This is a genomic window from Paenibacillus rhizovicinus (assembly GCF_010365285.1).
Lineage (GTDB): Bacteria > Bacillota > Bacilli > Paenibacillales > Paenibacillaceae > Paenibacillus_Z > Paenibacillus_Z rhizovicinus.
On sequence record NZ_CP048286.1, the window covers coordinates 6336002 to 6354049 of the forward strand.

Below are 18048 nucleotides of genomic sequence, written 5' to 3' on the forward strand. Positions count from 1 at the left end.
CTGACGTTATCATGGCCACTGTTCTACTCGCCGGCGTGCCTAAATCGCCGAATTTGGGTGATGGCCTGATCGCCAGGACGCTTACCCATATTATTCACATGCACGGCTCGCACAAGGTCATCCATTTTGACATTACGCAAGGCGAAGTAGAGGAAGGCATAGCTGAACGCGCGGCTCAGCCAAGCTTGCCGCGCATCAACGATGCGGGCTTGAAGAAGCGGGCGACGCCCGACAGTCTGCGGATGATGAAAGCTTATTGGATTCACCGCAAGAAAGACGCTACCGTGGGCGAACCGCTCAAGGAGCTCGTCGCCCAAAGCGACGCGGTGTTCTTGGGCGGCGGTCATCTGCTGATCGATACGTACCTGACCTTCCCGCTCGCGGTCAAACGGGTAGCGGATGAAGCGCGCAGGCAGCGCAAACCGCTGCACATCGTGCTCGTCGGAGCGCGGGGGCCTTGGAGCTCGCCGGCCCGCCACTGGTTCCGCCGCGCCTGCAAGTACGCGACGACGATTACGCTGCGGGACGAGGAATCGCGGAAGTTTCTGCTGGACAAGGACCCGTCGCTCGCGGGCAAAACCTTCGCGCTCAGCGATCCTGCGTTATTCACGCGGGAAACGTTCGAGGCTGCGCTGAGCGGCGTGCGCGAAGCTGCCGCGGCTGCGGATCGTGAATTCGGCAGCGTGCCGGCGTACGGGGCATCCGGTCGCGGGAAGGGAAGCAGGCGGTCTGCAGCTTCCTCAAGCGCGGCCGCTTCCCCGGCCGCGGCATCTGCCGGACGCCGGGCATCCGCGCTGTTCGATGCCAACGCGGTTGACGCTGATGCCGGCGGACGGGTTTCGGCTTACCGGAGCAATCCTGGCGGCATCCGCGTCGTTGCTTCCGCAACCGCCGAACGCCGCATCGTCGGCCTCGGCATCATGGACCCGAACGAGCTGAAGCGCGCTTCCGAACATCGCTGGGAACGCGAGACCTGCGCGGATTGGTGGCGGGACGCAGCGGCGACGCTGCTCGCGCAAGACTGCGAAGTCCGCGTATTCACGAACGGCGCGGCGACGGACAACGGCTTCGTCGAGGAATACGTCAAGCCGCGCTGCGAAGGGCTGCCGCATGTGAGCTTCTACCCGTATCCGTCCACCGTGGACGCGCTCTACCGGCAGATCGCGGAATGCGACGCCGTCATCGCGCAAAGGCTGCATGCCTGCCTGCCGTCGGCCGCGATGCTGAAGCCGACCTACGCGATCGTGTGGGACAAGAAGCTGAGCGATATTTTCACCGACTTGGGACTTGCCGACAAGCTTGTGGATTTCCGCATTCCGGCGGCGCAGGCGGTCGCGGCCATGAAGTTGACGGCGGATCCGAATCAGGCGTTCATCCACACGATGCAGCGCAAGAAGAAGGAAATTTACGAACAGATCGGGAGAATGCTGCCATGAGTCATAAAATCAAGGTGCTGCACGTCGTCGGCAAAATGCATCCCGGTGGCATCGAGACGCTGCTCATGAACGTTTACAGGCAATGCGACCGGGACAAGTTCGAATTTCACTTTGCCGTCCAGACCGAAGAGAAGGCGTTCTACGACGATGAGATCGAGGCGCTCGGAGGCCGTCTGCTCAGACAGCCGCATCCGAAGAACGGATTGTCGGCCTTCAAGCGGACGCTGGCGGAGAACATCCGGGCCAACGGGCCGTACGATGCCGTGCACAGCCATATCTTCGCATTCAGCGGCTATGTGCTGTCCATCGCGCACGGGCTTCGCATCCCGGTTCGGATCAGTCACAGCCACAACGTCCAATCCGGCGGCGCCGCCGCTGCAAAGTCCCTGAAGCGCCGCGTATACAACGCTTATATGGGCCACTTGATCCGCCGTCATGCGACGCATATGCTGGGCTGCTCCAAGGCCGCGTGCGAATCGCTTTACGGCGCGAATTGCTGGAAGAACGGACGCGTCATGGTGTTCCCGAACGCGATTTCCGTCGAGCCGTACGCCGCGCTGCCTGCCGACCGGCAGCAGCTGCGGGCGAAGCTGGGACTGCCGCAGGGAAATGCGCCGTTGTTCGCCCATATCGGGCGGTTCGCGGATCAGAAGAACCATGCGTTCCTGATCGACCGCTTCGCCGAATTCGCCGCCCGGGAACCGGGAGCCGGACTGCTGCTGGTGGGGGACGGACCGAAGCGGCAGGAGATCGAACGCAAGGTGAAGGAGCTCGGCTTGTCGGAACAGGTTGCTTTCCTTGGCCTTCGCAGCGACGTGCCCGAATTGCTCGGCGCCGTCGACGGCTTCGTCCTTCCTTCATTGTACGAGGGACTCGGAATCGTGCTGATCGAAGCACAGGCGGCAGGCCTGCCGTGTCTCGTTTCGGAAGGCATCCCGGAAGAAGCGGACCTGAAGCTCGGCCTGTTCGCGAAGTTGAAGCTGACCGACGATCCGTCGCAATGGGTCGACGGCTTCCGCCGCCTGGCTTCGTCGAAGACGCCGGAATGGCGGTCGCGGCTGGCCGCGCTGGACCGGTTCGGCTACAACATGACCGCGAGCGTCCGGCGATTGGAGCAGCTTTATGGCGGGTAACGGCTTCGCGGCTGCGCGGAAGGGACAGCTCCGGCAGCAGCCGGGTGAAGGGGACAAACTGCCGTTCCTGCCGGTGCCGGGCAAGCGCGAACCGCTGCCGCTGGAACCGGGCGCTGCGCGGATTTCGCTGCATCATCCCGTGCTGGCCGCGATGTATCTCGTCATGCTGCTGCTGCTCGGGAAGCTGTTCTTCGGGATGGACGAGAAGCTCGGCATGGTCGCGTTCTTCGCGCTGCTGATCCCGTTCTTCTTCTTCCTGCTCCGCTGGCCGAACACGCCCTTCGCGCTCTTCGGCGGATTGGCGATCATGCTGCTCGGGAAGCTGGTGTATGCGGTAACGATGAATCCCGTCAGCGGTCCGGATTCCTTCCATTATTACGAGCAGGTCAGCACCTTTGCGACCTTGTCGGAATTCATGCCGTATGCCTGGAACCATATCGTGACGCAGTGGATGAACATTTCGGCGTATCCGATGTTCGGTTTGGTCTACATGCCGTTCTTCAAATGGCTGAACATCGAAGATTCGCTGCCGATCATCATGCTGAACGGCTTGCTGCTGCTGCTGCTCGTTAACAGCGTCTACCGGATGAACGAGAGCCGTTTCGCCTTCGCGCTTCCGGAGGGCAAGCGCAAGCTGTTCCACGCTTTCGTGATTTTCGGCCTGCTGGCCAGTCCGTCCTTCATGTTATTGTCGTCGATGTTCGCCAAAGACGTGCTTTGCGCGCTGCTCGGCGCATACGGCGCAAGCCTGCTGCTACGCCGGAGGTATGTGCTGTTCACCGTGCTGCTGCTGTACGCGACAGGGCTTCGCGATTACGCCATCATTTATACGTTCGGCTTCTTCTTCGTCTACCGCCAGAAGTACTGGACGGCAGCGATCGTGATGGTTGCGGCCATGGGCTTGCTCGTCATGCAGATCGGTCCGCTCGGCATTATCAATGCCAGCCTGCTGGTCGTGTATCTGTTCCTGAGTCCCAATCCGCTAAATCCGGGCAACTTGGACAGCGAGCTGATACTGAGGTCGCTCGAAGCGCTCGTCATGACGGCGGGGCTCGTGATCAGCGCGCTGAATTTTCTCCGTTTCAAGGAAACGAGGCCGTTCTATACCATCGCCATTCTCGTGCTGTTCACCTATGCCTGCACGCTCGTGCTGGTCGGGTACGTTACCGTCACGGGACGGGATCTGGAATACGGCGTCGGGACCGTCGGCGACAATATGGTCCGCAAGAAACTGCCCATTCTTCCGCTGTTGTACGTCTATCAGGCTTACACGTTCGTATGGGCGGCGAGATGGTTCCGTAAAGGGAGCAAGAACGCGCAGCACAGCGAGAAACGGGATTTCCAGAGCCGAAAACCGATTTTTCAGGGCGGAAAACCAAGTTATAGAAGCGGTCAGCCTGTTCCTCGTGAAGGGAAACCGCTCAATCAACACCGGGCTTCATTTTATGAGTAAAAGGGGGCTTTTCCATGCGGGGCCGTGATTTATTCGTTTCCGCCAAACCGCTGCTGAACGGCGTTGCCGCCATGCTGCGCGTCGTGCCGAAGCCGCTGCTCGTCTGGGCGTGGCATCTGACGGACCTGCTGCCCGAGTTGCCGGGCATCGCCGCGCGCTACGCGATTCTGAAGCGGCTGGCCCGCAGCTGCGGCGATAACGTGCTTGTCGGCAGGGGCGTGGAAATACGCTACTGGGAGCGGTTGTCGATCGGCTCCAACGTCAGCATCCATAAACAATGCTACGTGGACGCCTACGGCGAAATCCTGATCGAGGACGACGTATCGATCGCGCATCAGACGTCGATCGTTTCGTTCCAGCACACCTGGCAGGATGCCGGGCTGCCGATCCGGGACAATGCCGTCGTCACCGGCATGATCTGGATCAGCCGCGACGTCTGGATCGGCTGCGGCTGCCGGATATTGGCGGGCGTTTCGATCGGCAGCCGATCCGTCGTTGCCGCGGGCGCGGTCGTGAATAAGAACATCGCCGCGCATACCGTTGCCGCGGGCGTGCCCGCGCGGCCGGTGAAGCACATCGGCCCCGAGCTTAAGCCGCATCATCCCAGGCAGCACGGATAGGCACATAGATAAGAGTTGAATTCCAGGAAGCAGGAGGGATCACACATGCATGTTGTTTGGGCGCATGACCATACGTTTTATTTCAATGAAACCGGTAAGTTTTATTCCGGCGGCAAGCTTCCTTATGCCGTGTGGGAGCGGTATTTGGCGGTCTTCGATTCCATTACCGTCGCATGCAGAGGGCAGCGCACTTCCGCGGATGCGGATATGCACGGCAAGACGCTGTCGAGCGGCGCGAACGTCGATTTTCTCGTGCTGCCATCGCTCAGCAATCCCGTCAACAAGCTGACGAAACGCGGTATCGTCGAACACAGCCTGCGCGAGGCCATCTCCAAAGCCGATGCCGTCATCGCGCGGATGCCGAGCGAAATCGGGGCCGAGGCCATACGGGTCGCGCGCTCGCTCGGCAAACCGTTTGCCGTCGAGATGGTGGCTTGCGCATGGGACGGCTTATGGAATTACGGCAGCGCGCAGGGCAAGCTGTATGCGCCTTTCTCGCTCTGGAAGACGCGCTCGCTCGTCAAACGCGCGCCGTACGGGATTTACGTGACGGAGAAGTTTCTGCAGAAACGCTATCCGCTGGCAGGACGCGGCGTAGAAGGTTCCTGCTCGAATGTGGAAATTCCGGCGGTATCGGCGGACGTGCTCGCCCGTCGCCTGGAACGGATTGCAACGAGCCCGGAATGGAATGCGGCTCGCCCGTTCCGCATCGGCATGATCGGTTCGCTGAACGGCAAAACCAAAGGCATCGATACCGCGATGCGCGCGATCGCCCGCATTCAGCGGAAGGATCTGCCGCCATTCGAGTTTCATATTCTCGGCGACGGGTCGGTCGATCGCTGGCTTGCGCTGGCAGAGAAGCTCGGCATCACCGGCATCGTGAAGTTTTGCGGCGTGCTGACGAGCGGAAGCGCGGTGTTCGAGTGGCTGGATGAGCTGGATCTGTACGTGCAGCCGAGCTTCCAAGAAGGGCTGCCGCGCGCGACGATCGAGGCGATGAGCCGCGCTTGTCCCGTGCTCGGCTCCACGGCCGGCGGCATTCCCGAGCTGATCGGCGCAGATTGGCTGCATAAGCCGGGCAACGATAAACTGTTCGCCGAGCATTTGTCGCTTGCGATCGGCAACGCGTCCTGGATGAAGGAACAGGCCGAGCTGAACTTCCATACGGCGCAGAAGTATACGAAAGAAAAGCTGGACCAGCAGCGCCGTGCGTTCTGGGAGTCGTTCCGGGACTATGCCGCCAGCGCAGCCGCCGGTACGGAGGTCGGCCAAGCTCCGGGAGCGCCCGCGAAAATGAAAACCAACGGACAAGTATACGTATCGAAGGACAAGACGAAGGGAGCGGAGGCGCTATGACGATTCTCGTAACGGGGGCGGCCGGATTCGTCGGCTATCATGTGAGCGAACGCTTGATGCGCGACGGCTTCGACGTCGTCGGGCTCGACAATTTCAACGATTATTACGACGTGCAGCTGAAGCGCGACCGTTTCGGCAAGCTGCTCGGGAACGATCGCTTCGTAGGCGTGGAAGGCGACGTAGCCGAATTCGAGACGCTCAACCGCTTATTTCAAAACTACGGAATCACCTCGGTGATCCATTTGGCGGCGCAGGCTGGCGTCCGGTACAGCATTACGAATCCGTTCGCGTACCTCGAATCCAATCTGACCGGCTTCGGCAACGTGCTGGAAGCATGCCGCCGTTTCGAAATTCGGCACCTGCTCTATGCATCCTCGAGCTCTGTCTACGGGGCCAACGTCACGATGCCGTTCAGCGTGCATGACAGCGTCGATCATCCCGTCAGCCTGTATGCGGCAACGAAGAAAGCGAACGAGCTGATGGCGCATACGTACAGCCATCTGTACGGTCTGCCGACGACGGGACTGCGCTTCTTCACCGTCTACGGACCATGGGGAAGGCCGGACATGGCCTACTTCAGCTTCACGCGGGACATCGAGAACGGCGTGCCGATCAAGGTGTTTAACGAAGGCCGGATGCAGCGCGACTTTACGTACGTCGACGATATCGTGGAAGGCGTCGTTCGGCTCCACGGCCGGCCGCCGCAGCCGGATCCCGCATGGGACCGCGAGCGTCCTGATCCCGGCTCCAGCTACGCGCCGTACCGCGTGTACAACATCGGCAACAACAAGCCGGTGGCGCTCATGCAGTTCATCCGCACGATCGAGCAGAAGCTGGGCATCGAAGCAAAGCTGCAATTCATGCCGATGCAGCCGGGCGACGTCGAGGCGACCTTCGCGAACATCGACACCTTGCAGCGTGAAATCGGCTTCAAGCCGGTCACGGCGCTGGAAGACGGCATCGGCAATTTCGTCGATTGGTACCGGGACTATTACGCTTCGCGGAAGGTGATCAGCTTACATTAACCGGCGCAAGTCGGGACATGGAGCATTCACCAGCTTCGAACATGTAAGGCATAGAGATCGGTTAAGGAGATTGGGGAGAGCGCGATGAGAAAAGTCGCCCATATTTGTACGTCGGGCATCAGTTACAAAATACTCGGCGATAAGCTGGCGCTGCTGCAGCAATCGGGCTGCGAGGTGACGTTCATCTCCGCCGGCGATCACTTGGATGAATCGATTCGCGGGGCCTATCCCTTCCAGTGGCGGGACGTGCCGATGAGCCGGACGATCCGGCCGCTGCAGGATCTTGCATCCATCTGGAAACTGCGGAAGCTGCTGCGGCGGGAACGTTACGATATCGTGCATACGCATACCGCCAAAGCGGGGCTGATCGGAAGAGTGGCCGCGCGGCTGGCCGGCGTGCCGATCGTGCTGCACACGAGCCATGGCCTTCCTTTCTATGAAGGACAATCCAAAGGCGCCTATACGATATACAAGTCGCTGGAGCGAATGGCCGCCCGGTTCTGCGATGCGCTTGCTTCGCAGAACGAAGAGGACGCCCGCTCGCTGCGAACGCTTGCGCCTTGGCAGCCGGTCTATTGCGAAGGCAACGGCGTGGACTTGGACAAGCTCGACCGGCTCTCTGCCGGCGCGCTCGAACAGCTGAGGCCGCTCGACTTGAAGCAGGCGTACGGCATTCGGGCGGACGTGCCGATGCTGCTGATGGCCGCGAGGTTCGAGCTCGTCAAGGATCATGGGCTGCTGCTGGATGCATTGGTTTCGCTGAAGCGCCGAAACGCGCTTGGCTGGGTGACGGTGCTCGCCGGACAAGGGCCGCTTGAATCGTCCATCCGGCGGAGGATCGAGGCGGAAGGGCTGAGCGAAGACGTCGTGCTGATCGGTCATCAATCCGATCTTATGCCATGGCTGTTGATGGCGGATGCCGTCACGTTGACCAGCGAGAAGGAAGGTATCCCGCGTTCGCTGATGGAAGCGATGGCGCTCGGCAAGCCGATCGTGGCGACCGACGTGCTTGGAACGCGCGAACTGGTCGTTTGCGAACGGAGCGGGCATGCGGAAGCGACGGGGGAATTGGTGCCTTACCGCGACGAGGAGCGGCTGGCCGATGCGCTCGATCGCATGATGTCCGGCAAGGAGCGCCGCGCGCGGCTTGGCGCCGAGGGGCGCAGGCGCGTCGAGCGGCAGTTCACCGAAGCGAAGGTCGTCTCCAGGCTGCTCGCGATGTACGACGAGATCGAGCATCGGAAACGGCGCACGGCGTCTTGGGGCAGCCGTCTGCAGCGGGTCGCGAAACGCGGGATCGATATCGCCGTCAGCCTAACGCTGCTCGCGCTGCTGTCGCCCGTCATCCTGCTGACGGCGCTGGCCGTCCGATCGAAGCTGGGCTCGCCGGTCTTGTTCCGTCAGGAACGACCGGGCCGCTTCGGCAATCCGTTCCACGTCCGCAAATTCCGGACGATGACGGATGCCAAGGACCGGCACGGCAACTTGCTCTCGGACGAGGTCCGTCTCACGTCGTTCGGCAAGCTGCTTCGCAAGCTCAGCCTGGACGAGCTGCCGCAGCTGCTGAACGTACTCGCCGGCGATATGAGCCTGATCGGTCCGCGTCCGCTGCTGATGGAATACTTGCCTTTATATACGAAGGATCAGGCGCGCCGGCATGACGTTCGCCCGGGTATTACCGGACTCGCGCAGGTGAATGGCCGCAACGCCTTGTCTTGGGAAGAGAAATTCCGCATGGACGTCTGGTACGTCGAACATTATTCGCTGCTGCTGGATGTGCGGATTGGGATGAAGACCGTATCGAAAGTGCTGCAGAGCGAAGGCATCCAGCAGGAAGGCCATGTGACGACGTCCAAATTCGCCGGCAGCCGCAGCTCGAAGGAGGCGCTGTGAGCCGGCCGGCGGTAAGCGTCCGCGCCTCGGCCAGGGACGCGGTGGCGCAGGTTGTCGGCATTCGCGCCTCGGCGATCAGAGCCGTCGCCTTCGGTGCGGCAGATCAGATGGCGTCCTCTACGGAATCGTCGAAGCCGCCCGTCGTTCCGCTCATTATCGCCGGCCGGGGCGGCCATGGCCAAGTCGTCCGGGATATCGCGGAAGCGACGGGACGATTCGCTGTCATCGCCGTTGTCGACGATGCGTTCCAAGCGTCTGAGCTGCAGAACGACGGCGTATGGCACTGTTCCGTCGACTTCGTCCCGGAACTGCTGCGCGCGCATCCGGACGGCCAAGTCATTATTGCGATCGGCAGCAATCATGTGCGCCGGCAATTCGTAGGACGGCTTGCGCTGCCTGAAGCGCGCTATGCGCTGCTGATTCATCCCGGTGCGCATATTTCTCACCGGGCGGCGGTGGCGCCGGGCACCGTCGTCATGCCGGGCGCGGTCGTGAACGCGGGCGCGCGCATCGGCGCACATGCCATCATTAATTCCGGCGCAGTCGTGGAGCACGATGCGATCGTCGGAGCGTATGCGCATTTGTCCCCGAGGGCTGCGATCGCGGGAGCCGCGATCGTCGGCGAAGGCGCGCAATTGGGGATCGGCAGCTCGGTCATTCCTTCCATCGAGATTGGCGAATGGTCGGTACTCGGTGCCGGGGCGGCTGCGGTCAAGGATATTCCCGCGCGCGTTCTCGCAGTCGGCGTGCCTGCCAAAGTGCGGCGAGAGCTCGATTAAACCTGCAAACTGGTTCCATATTCAGATAAGGAGTGATTGCACTTGGCACAGCAAGGCCGGATTTATCTATCTTCACCGCATATGAGCGGCATGGAGCAAGATTTCGTGAAAGAAGCGTTCGCTACGAATTGGATTGCGCCCGTCGGCCCGCATGTCGACGGGTTCGAGCAGGAGCTGTCCGCGCATGTCGGCACCCGGGGAGCGCTCGCGCTCAGCTCCGGGACGGCCGCGATCCACCAAGCGCTGCGGCTCGTCGGGATCGAACGCGGGGATAAAGTGTTCGTCTCCACGCTGACGTTCATCGCAAGCGTCAATCCGGTGCTGTACGAGGGCGGAGAACCGGTGTTCATCGATTCGGAGCCGGAGACGTGGAATATGTCGCCGCAGGCACTGGAACGCGCGCTCGAAGCGGCTAGACAAGAAGGCCGTCTGCCAAAGGCTGTCATCGTCGTCAATCTGTACGGACAAAGCGCGGATCTCGATCCCATCCTCGAGCTCTGCAATGCCTACGGCGTGCCGGTCATCGAGGATGCCGCGGAGTCGCTCGGCGCCACGTACAAGGGCCGAGCCAGCGGGACGCTCGGCGCGTTCGGGATCTATTCGTTCAACGGCAATAAGATCATCACGACTTCCGGCGGCGGCATGCTCGTCTCGAACGATCTCGATGCGCTTGCCAAGGCGCGCTTCTGGTCGACGCAGGCCCGCGACGCGGCGCTTCATTACGAACACAGCGAGCTCGGCTACAATTATCGGCTGAGCAACGTGCTCGCAGGCATCGGCAGGGGCCAGCTGCAGGTACTGGAAGAGCGCGTCGCCGCCCGCCGCGCGATCTTCGAACGCTACGAGCAGTCCTTGGCGAGAATCGAAGGCATCGATTTCATGCCCGAAGCGGCATTCGGCATGTCGACGCGCTGGTTGACGGCGATGACGATCAATCCGCGCATCGTCGATACGACGCCGGCGGAACTAATCGCCCAGCTTGCCGGCGAGAATATCGAGGCGCGCCCGGTTTGGAAGCCGATGCATCTGCAACCGCTGCTTCGCTCTTGCGATTATTTTACCGATACCCCGCAGTTCAGCGTGTCCGATCAACTGTTCGCCCATGGCATCTGTTTGCCTTCCGGCTCCAATATGACCATTCCGGAGCAAGAGCGCGTCATCGATCTGATTGCCCAACATTTGCATTCGAGGAGGCCTATCCATGAAAGTGCGTAAAGCGATCATCCCAGCTGCAGGCCTAGGAACGCGATTCCTGCCAGCTACGAAAGCACAGCCGAAGGAAATGCTGCCAATCGTCGACAAACCGACGATCCAATATATTATCGAAGAGGCGATCGCTTCCGGGATCGAAGATATCTTGGTCATCAGCGGCCGCGGCAAAAGGGCGATCGAGGATCATTTCGACAAGTCGTTCGAGCTGGAAGAGACGCTGCAGTCCAAAGGGAAAACGAAAGAGCTGGAGCAGATCCGCGCCATCGCCGATCTCGCGAACATTCACTATATCCGCCAGAAGGAACCGAAGGGACTCGGCCATGCGATCTGGTGCGCGCGCAGCTTCGTCGGCAATGAACCGTTCGCGGTGCTGCTCGGCGATGATATCGTGCAGTCCGAGCAGCCATGCCTCAGCCAGCTGATCCGCGTATTCGAACGCTACTCTTCGTCGGTCGTCGGCGTTCAGCGCGTCAGCGACGAGGACGTATCGAAGTACGGCATTATCGCGCCGCGCGGTTCTTCCATCGAGCCGTCGGTGTTCTTCCTGGATACGCTGGTCGAGAAGCCGTCCCGCAAAGCGGCTCCTTCCAACTACGCCATCATGGGCAGGTACGTGCTGACGCCGGATATTTTCGACATTCTGGAACATCAAGCACCGGGTGCCGGAGGCGAAATCCAGCTGACGGACGCCATCAAGAAGCTGAACGATCTCAAGAACGTGCTGGCATACCAGTTCGAAGGCGTGCGTTACGATGTCGGCGACAAATTCGGTTTCATTAAAGCGACGCTCGACTTCGCCTTGCAGCGCGAAGATCTGCAGGCGGATATGCTTGCCTACATCCAGCAAGTGTACGAACAGCAATTCTCACTCCTCACAAAGGCGGCGAAATAGATGAAGAAAATCACGGTCATCGGAACGGGTTATGTCGGCTTGGTATCTGGGGCTTGCTTCTCCGAAATCGGCAATCGCGTCATCTGCTGCGACGTCGACGCGCGCAAAATCGATTTGCTCAAAAAAGGCGAAATTCCGATTTACGAGCCCGGCCTGGACCAGCTCGTGGAGAAGAACACGGAACGGGGCATGCTGCTCTTCACGACGGAGGTCGGCGAAGCGATTGAAGCCTCGGACATTATCTACATCGCGGTAGGTACGCCGATGTCAGAAACCGGCGAAGCCGATATGCGATACGTCATGTCTGCGGCCAAGAAGATCGGCGAGCATCTGAACGGCTACAAGATCATCGTGAACAAGAGCACCGTGCCCGTCGGCACCGGCGAGCTTGTCCGCGAAGTCGTGCAGGCGAACAAGCGCAACCCGTGGACGCAATTCGACGTCGTCTCCAACCCGGAGTTTCTCCGCGAAGGCTCCGCGATCAGCGACTGCATGAACATGGATCGCGCCGTAATCGGCTCCGACAGCGAAGCGGCGCGCGAGATTATCGCCGAGCTGCATGCGCCGTTCCGCACGCGCATCTTCAAGACCGACCTGGAGAGCGCGGAAATGATCAAATACGCGGCCAATACGTTCCTCGCGACGAAAATTTCCTTCATCAATGCGATCGCGAACATCTGTGAACGCGTAGGCGCCGACGTGACCGACGTGGCGGAAGGAATGGGGCTCGACAGCCGGATCGGAAGCAAGTTCCTCCAAGCGGGCATCGGCTATGGCGGCTCCTGTTTCCCGAAGGACACTTATGCGCTCGCGCATATTGCGGATAAGGCCGGCTACGATTTCGAATTGCTGAAGTCCGTCATCCGCACGAACCAGCGTCAGCGTCTCGTGGTGCTGGACAAGCTGCGTGGTACGCTGGGCAGCCTCGCGGGCAAACAGATCGCCGTGCTTGGACTCGCGTTCAAGCCGGACACGGACGACATGCGCTACGCTCCGTCGCTCACGATCATTCCGGAGCTGTTGAAGCAAGGCGCAGGCGTGCGCGCTTACGACCCGATCGCCGCGGTTACGGCACGGCGCGAACTCCCGGAAAGCGTCCATTACTGCGACAGTATCGAACAGGCGGTAACGGGAGCGGATGTTTGCGTGATTTTGACCGAGTGGAAGGAAGTGCTGCAGATGGACATGGCCCGTTTGAAGAAGCTGATGAACCAGCCGCTGATCGTCGACGGCCGTAATTGCTTCTCTCTCGCGGCGATGCAGGAATTGGGCATTCAATATCATTCCGTCGGCCGTCGTCCCGTCCACGCCGCCGAGCGCGATCGCCAGTCGGTAAACTTCTAAGGCGATGGGGACAGGCGGAGCAAGGCGAAGAACATGGAGACGATGGGCCGCGGCGTCGGCAGTCTTGCTGCTCCTGCTCGGCGGCTCCGCCTGGTATGCCTATATGGCGATAACCGATAAGGTGGTGGAGGTGCTGACGGATGGGGCGGCGCAGGGGAGCGACCCGGCTGGCTCAGTTGAGGGGCCCGCCGAAACGGCCCGGCCGCGGCGGAACAAGCCGAAGAACCGGTTAAAGGTGCATCTTCATCTTCGGCTAAGCGAGACGCATCATCGGGTGAAGCAGGCAGTGAACGGACAAAAGCGGCAGCCGAGGCCAAGAAGGACGAGGAGAAATCGCCGCCTAAGGAGAAGGAGCCAGCCTCCGTGTCGCAAGAAGCGGCTGATTCCGCGGCTAAGCGCGCAACCGTCAAGGACCGGATCGAAATCGGCAAAGTCGTGTTGGATCACTGGAACGCGAAGGAGCTGAAGGCGATGAGCGCGAAGCTGAGCGGCGGTCTGACGATCGCGGAGAAGCGCGAGCTCAAGAAGGAAGCGATGGCCAAGCTGTCGCCCGAGGAGTATGACAAGTTGATCGCCATTGCCGAGAAGCTGGGATTGAGCGAAGGAAAAAGCTATTCCGATTCGACCCGTGAGAAATAAGACGACCCTTAAAGGGACTTGGAGGACAAACCAATGTTGAAGCATAAGCTAGCCCTCGTCACGGCAATTGCCGTACTATGCGCCACCGCAGCGCCAGCCGCATCCTATGCGAACGGACTGAACAAGACAAGCGGCAAATCGGTGCTCTCCCATATCAATGACGTGGTGAAGCAGAGAAAAGACGACAAGAAGAACGATAACGGCAGCAATGACAAGAATAACGGCAAAGGCAATAACGACGACAAGAACAACGGCAACGGTAAGGGCAACGACGACAAGAACAACGGCAACGGTAAGGGCAACGACGACAAGAACAACGGCAACGACGATAAGAACAACGGCAAGGGCAATAACGACGACAAGAACAACGGCAAAGGCAACAATGGCAACGGCAATAATAACGGCAATAACGGCAACAACGGCAACAACGGCAACAACGGCAACAACGGCAACAACGGCAACAACGGCAACAACGGCAACAACGGCAACAACGGCAACAACGGCAGCAACGGCAACAACGGCAACAACGGCAACAACGGCAACAACGGCAGCACGAAGCCTGACCCGAGCGCGGTGAACGCGATCGTGCAGGCGGCGGTGAATCAGCTCACCGTGCTGCAAGGCCAATGCCAAAGCGATCTGACGGGCCTCGCACTGCAGTTCGCTAACGCAACGTCGACGCACGAGAAGACCGTACTTTACGCGCAAGGCAAAGCGACCTTCGCCGCCTGCGTAACTTCGTTCAGCTCGGTCATGGCGAATGCGACGCTCAGCCTGCAGGCGATCAACTCCGATACTGCGCCGCTGGAACAGCTGTACGCCAGTTTCGTCAGATTCCAAATCGAAGGCAACGCGATTCTGAAACGGATCGTCGGTTAAGGAAAAGCAGTCAAGCAGCGGAAAGACGGCATGCGCAATGCCGTCTTTTTTATTTCAAGAAAGGGTATACCCGCGCGGCGATAGTCTGATAAAATAAACGGGCGTAAACCTACTTAGGGAGGCTTTTCTCTTGTCGTCCGAACCGCTGCTTACCTTTCTATCTCCGCCCCTGCCTTATTTCATCGAGTCCAATCGCGGAACGTATCCGAAAGGCGGCGAGCATCCGAATCGCCGGAATATCGGCGTGTTTGATTTGCTTTTCGTTCATAGCGGCACTTTATATGTCGGCGAAGAATCCGAAACGTGGGAAGTCGGGCCAGGGCAAATGCTGATTCTGCGGCCCGATCTCTGGCATTATCCGACCAAGCCGTGCACGGAAGAAACGGTGTTCGACTGGGTGCATTTCCAGACGGCCGGTCCGTGGGAGGAACATGACGGAAACAACTGCGGCTCGCTTCGGGGGGATTACTACTCGTATGCCATCCGGCTCCCCAAAACGATGACGGTCGCTTACCCGGAAGAAGCGGTGTCCTTATTCGGCAAGCTGCACGATGCGGCGCTGGGCACTTCGCATGCCGCGTTCTGGCAGCGGCAGCAATGGTTTCTGCATTTGCTGCAGCTGTTCGACGAAGGCTGGCGCAGCGATGCGGCCAAAGCCCCGATCGCCGTCGCCGAAGAAGCGGCCGCGTACTTGAAAATGAATTTCCGTACGACCGTGACGAACAGCAAGCTTGGCGAGGCGATGGGGCTGCATCCCAATTACATTGCCCGCTGCATGGGCGAAGTGTTCGACTGTACGCCGCAGCAATATTTGCTCTCGTACCGGATGGACCAGGCGAAACTGATGCTGATGAAGACCAATTGGCCGATCTCGCGGATCGCGGATGAAACGGGTTTCAAGCAGACGCCTCATTTCTCGCGTTCCTTCGCGGACCATGTCGGCATTACGCCGCTGTCCTATCGCAAACGGTTTACCGGCACTTCGCTGGCGAAACCCAGCCAACGGGATGAATTGGAAGATAAAGCATCGCCGCTCAATGATTGATTGCAGGATCAAGTTATGTACCGAGGTATGAATGCCGAGGTGTGAATGCCCGGTACGGATGAGAGGTACGGACGAACGCGTCCGTGCCTTTTTATTTTGAGCGGACAGGCCGTTTGTTTCCATGGCCATATCTAATCGAACAAGCCTGCAATGCATATGCACTGCAGGCTTGTTCGGGTGCCAACACTCCAGCCACGCCGCATCGGATCGCGTCCGTAAAGAAATACGCATGCGCGGTTTGCCGTGGGTTTGATCGATCTTTGAGCTTTGATGCTTAAGCTTTGAACGCTGGAAGAACTTTGAATGCTGAACGTTAACCTTTGATCGCTGAAGTTTGAGCTTTCATCTACGCTTCGTAATAGCGACTATTTTAGGTTTGGAGGCCGTATAACCGAACGGCCAAGGCGGTCTCTAGTTCATCCGGATTCGGCGTGTTGGCATCCGAATGACCGGCTTAGACCGAGTCTGGGATTTCGATTCTCGTAATCGAGTTCGATTCGCTCAAGATGAAGTCGACGTTCGTCAGAAACTCGTCGATTCGGTCCTGCAGCCTATCGATTTGATCTTTCAGGTTGAGCGGATCGATCAGCTTCGGCGCGTTTTGTTCCAGGAACGGCTGCGAGGTCGACTCGTATTGGTCGGGGGACGGTCTCTTATCGGTACCGAACGTCGTTTTGATCAGCTCGTCGAGCCGCGCCTTGACCTTCTCGTCTTCCTCTTCGAACTTACGGAGAACTTTCGCGTAATCGCTCGTCATCTTCTGCAGCTGCAGTTGTTCGTATGCGATGGAGGATTTCCGTTCAATGGCTTCGGCGACCGTCATGGCTTGCCTGCCGATCGTAACGACCGTCGCCGCATTCGATGCTACGATTGCCGTTTTGATCAGATTGCGCCGTTTGATCAGATCGCCGGCCGATTGATTGTTCGCTTTGACTTTAAGCTCGAACGCTTGATTATCTTTATAGCCGACAATAGGTTTCTTGCCCGTCGTCAAGCCGATGTAAGAAGTATCCTGTATCGCTTTCTTGATCCGTGCATCCAACGTTTTCAGTTCGGCAAGTCCTCGCGTAATCGAGATTTGCATCGTAATCGATCGTCCCCTCGTGGTTCGTCTTCTGCACTCATTCTCGCAAATGAGGAACTCGTCGAGAAGGGCGAAAGTATGACGAAAGGCCGCGGGTTTGAAAAAGGCGCATTTTCATCTGCAGCCGAATTAGCCCTTCCGGATCAAACCTGCCATGTAAACGATCGGCCATGACCTTCGGTTTCCGCGATCTTCATTGGCCGCCAGCTTCCGTTCAAGCAGGCATCCAAATGAAGATCGGGATCGTGCATATTATTGTAGAGATGGTAGAAATCGCGCTTCCGTCCCAGCTCTTGCAGACGCTCCGTCCATTCGAGCTTGGCTTCGGCCGAGAATTGGTTTGCGACATGCGTATGGAAGATACACAGCATCGCGTCTTCGGAAACTTCGGAAGCGACGCCTTCGATCAGCTTGAGCGCATCGCCTTCGATCAGCCTTACGGGATGCCGCTTCAGGCATGCTGCCGCTTTCGCCAAGTGCTGACGGCGCTTCCGGTGTTCCGGCCAGATAAGCGCGTTAAGCCAGCGCAAATCCGCTTCGCTGGCGAGATCGTTGACATGCAGGTCGATGCCGACCCGGGAAGCGACGGGCGGGCTGCTTGGCAGCAGGAACGGCTTCTTGTCTCCGACCAGCTCCGATTCCAGATGCAGCTCGGCGGATGCGCCGCCGTAAACCTCTAGCGTGCCGTAGGAATAACTGTACCGGTCCCACAGCAATTGCAGTCCGGCGCTCGTGCCGACTTCGATCAGCGCCAGCGGCTTGCCGGATTGACGGTAAATATGGCAGAAGGCAGGATAGAGATAAGCGCAGCGATTGACCTCGTTGGTCTGCACGCGCTTGGTCTCCAGCAGTGTAATCAATTCGTTCCGGTACGCCGCGCAGAAAGCTTGGAACGGGCCGATTGCGAGCGCCGGTTCGCCTGGATTGCTGACCAAGCTCGGATAGAAATCGCGCAGCGGATGATCGATCCCCCGGAGAAGCAGGTCATGGACGGCGCCGAAGAGCATGTTCGGTTGAGGCTGGCCTTCGCGCGCATGAGCGGCAAGCTCAAGCAGTTCGGCATCCTTCGCAATTTGAAGCGACAGCGCCTCGTAGAGCGGACTCGAATCCCGGAAATAACGCTCGGCATAAAGATGGAACAGTTCCGATAAGGCTTGCATGCGCATCCTCCTCAAAGGTAAGTTACACGTAGTATATACGGCTGCATCGATAAATGAAATTTTCATTATTTTATTGATGCGATAGAATAAACTTATGT

Annotated in this window: 16 protein-coding genes and 1 pseudogene; 15 read left to right on the forward strand and 2 right to left on the reverse strand. The window is 59.2% G+C overall.

All coding sequences use genetic code 11. The annotated features are described in order from the left end of the window. Positions 1-11 precede the first annotated feature (11 nt). The 15 genes and pseudogenes from GZH47_RS28310 (at position 12) to GZH47_RS28375 (ending at position 15706) form a co-directional block, all read left to right on the forward strand. Positions 12-1436 carry a polysaccharide pyruvyl transferase family protein gene (locus GZH47_RS28310; RefSeq protein WP_162644305.1) on the forward strand — a complete coding sequence of 475 codons (1425 nt, stop codon included), beginning with the start codon at positions 12-14 and terminating at the stop codon, positions 1434-1436. Next, positions 1433-2569: a glycosyltransferase family 1 protein gene (locus GZH47_RS28315; RefSeq protein WP_162644306.1), complete on the forward strand. Its 1137-nt coding sequence runs from the start codon at positions 1433-1435 to the stop codon at positions 2567-2569. The genes GZH47_RS28310 and GZH47_RS28315 overlap by 4 nt, the downstream gene beginning before the upstream one ends. Further along, entirely contained in the window at positions 2559-4022 is a 1464-nt protein-coding gene (locus GZH47_RS28320; protein WP_162644307.1) for a hypothetical protein, read from the forward strand. The genes GZH47_RS28315 and GZH47_RS28320 overlap by 11 nt, the downstream gene beginning before the upstream one ends. Positions 4023-4036: 14 nt before the next feature. Next, positions 4037-4642, forward strand: coding sequence for an acyltransferase (locus GZH47_RS28325; RefSeq protein ID WP_162644308.1), 606 nt, complete (start codon positions 4037-4039; stop codon positions 4640-4642). A gap of 45 nt (positions 4643-4687) precedes the next feature. Beyond that, complete coding sequence (locus GZH47_RS28330) at positions 4688-5998, forward strand: glycosyltransferase (protein ID WP_162644309.1); 1311 nt, start codon at positions 4688-4690, stop codon at positions 5996-5998. Next, positions 5995-7023 (forward strand): NAD-dependent epimerase, encoded by a 1029-nt coding sequence (locus GZH47_RS28335; RefSeq protein ID WP_162644310.1) that lies wholly within the window; start codon positions 5995-5997, stop codon positions 7021-7023. The genes GZH47_RS28330 and GZH47_RS28335 overlap by 4 nt, the downstream gene beginning before the upstream one ends. Positions 7024-7107: 84 nt before the next feature. After that, positions 7108-8226 (forward strand): annotated as a pseudogene (locus GZH47_RS34285) (glycosyltransferase family 4 protein); the annotation flags it as partial. Between the two features lie 69 nt (positions 8227-8295). Then, positions 8296-8916 (forward strand): sugar transferase, encoded by a 621-nt coding sequence (locus tag GZH47_RS34290; protein ID WP_225446596.1) that lies wholly within the window; start codon positions 8296-8298, stop codon positions 8914-8916. Then, on the forward strand, positions 8913-9695 hold the full coding sequence (locus GZH47_RS28345; protein WP_318653391.1) for a NeuD/PglB/VioB family sugar acetyltransferase: 783 nt from the start codon (positions 8913-8915) through the stop codon (positions 9693-9695). The genes GZH47_RS34290 and GZH47_RS28345 overlap by 4 nt, the downstream gene beginning before the upstream one ends. Before the next feature lie 42 nt (positions 9696-9737). Then, on the forward strand, positions 9738-10910 hold the full coding sequence (locus GZH47_RS28350) for an aminotransferase class I/II-fold pyridoxal phosphate-dependent enzyme (RefSeq protein ID WP_318653392.1): 1173 nt from the start codon (positions 9738-9740) through the stop codon (positions 10908-10910). Then, complete coding sequence (gene galU / locus GZH47_RS28355; protein ID WP_162644312.1) at positions 10897-11799, forward strand: UTP--glucose-1-phosphate uridylyltransferase GalU; 903 nt, start codon at positions 10897-10899, stop codon at positions 11797-11799. Before GZH47_RS28350 ends, galU begins: the two co-directional genes overlap by 14 nt. After that, positions 11800-13143, forward strand: coding sequence for a UDP-glucose 6-dehydrogenase TuaD (tuaD, locus tag GZH47_RS28360; RefSeq protein WP_162644313.1), 1344 nt, complete (start codon positions 11800-11802; stop codon positions 13141-13143). It abuts the gene before it with no gap. 363 nt (positions 13144-13506) lie between these two features. Beyond that, on the forward strand, positions 13507-13782 hold the full coding sequence (locus GZH47_RS28365; RefSeq protein WP_162644314.1) for a hypothetical protein: 276 nt from the start codon (positions 13507-13509) through the stop codon (positions 13780-13782). A 33-nt stretch (positions 13783-13815) separates the two neighbouring features. Next, on the forward strand, positions 13816-14661 hold the full coding sequence (locus tag GZH47_RS33910) for a hypothetical protein (RefSeq protein ID WP_192043553.1): 846 nt from the start codon (positions 13816-13818) through the stop codon (positions 14659-14661). A 130-nt stretch (positions 14662-14791) separates the two neighbouring features. Next, positions 14792-15706 carry an AraC family transcriptional regulator gene (locus tag GZH47_RS28375; protein ID WP_162644315.1) on the forward strand — a complete coding sequence of 305 codons (915 nt, stop codon included), beginning with the start codon at positions 14792-14794 and terminating at the stop codon, positions 15704-15706. A 454-nt stretch (positions 15707-16160) separates the two neighbouring features. On the opposite strand, the gene GZH47_RS28380 is transcribed toward GZH47_RS28375, so the two are convergent. Together GZH47_RS28380 and GZH47_RS28385 are read right to left on the reverse strand one after the other, a co-directional pair. Beyond that, positions 16161-16790, reverse strand: a complete 630-nt coding sequence (locus GZH47_RS28380; RefSeq protein ID WP_162644316.1) for a hypothetical protein — start codon at positions 16788-16790, stop codon at positions 16161-16163. Positions 16791-16933: 143 nt separating this feature from the next. After that, positions 16934-17950 (reverse strand): DUF2332 domain-containing protein, encoded by a 1017-nt coding sequence (locus tag GZH47_RS28385; RefSeq protein ID WP_225446253.1) that lies wholly within the window; start codon positions 17948-17950, stop codon positions 16934-16936. Between the last annotated feature and the right edge of the window lie 98 nt (positions 17951-18048).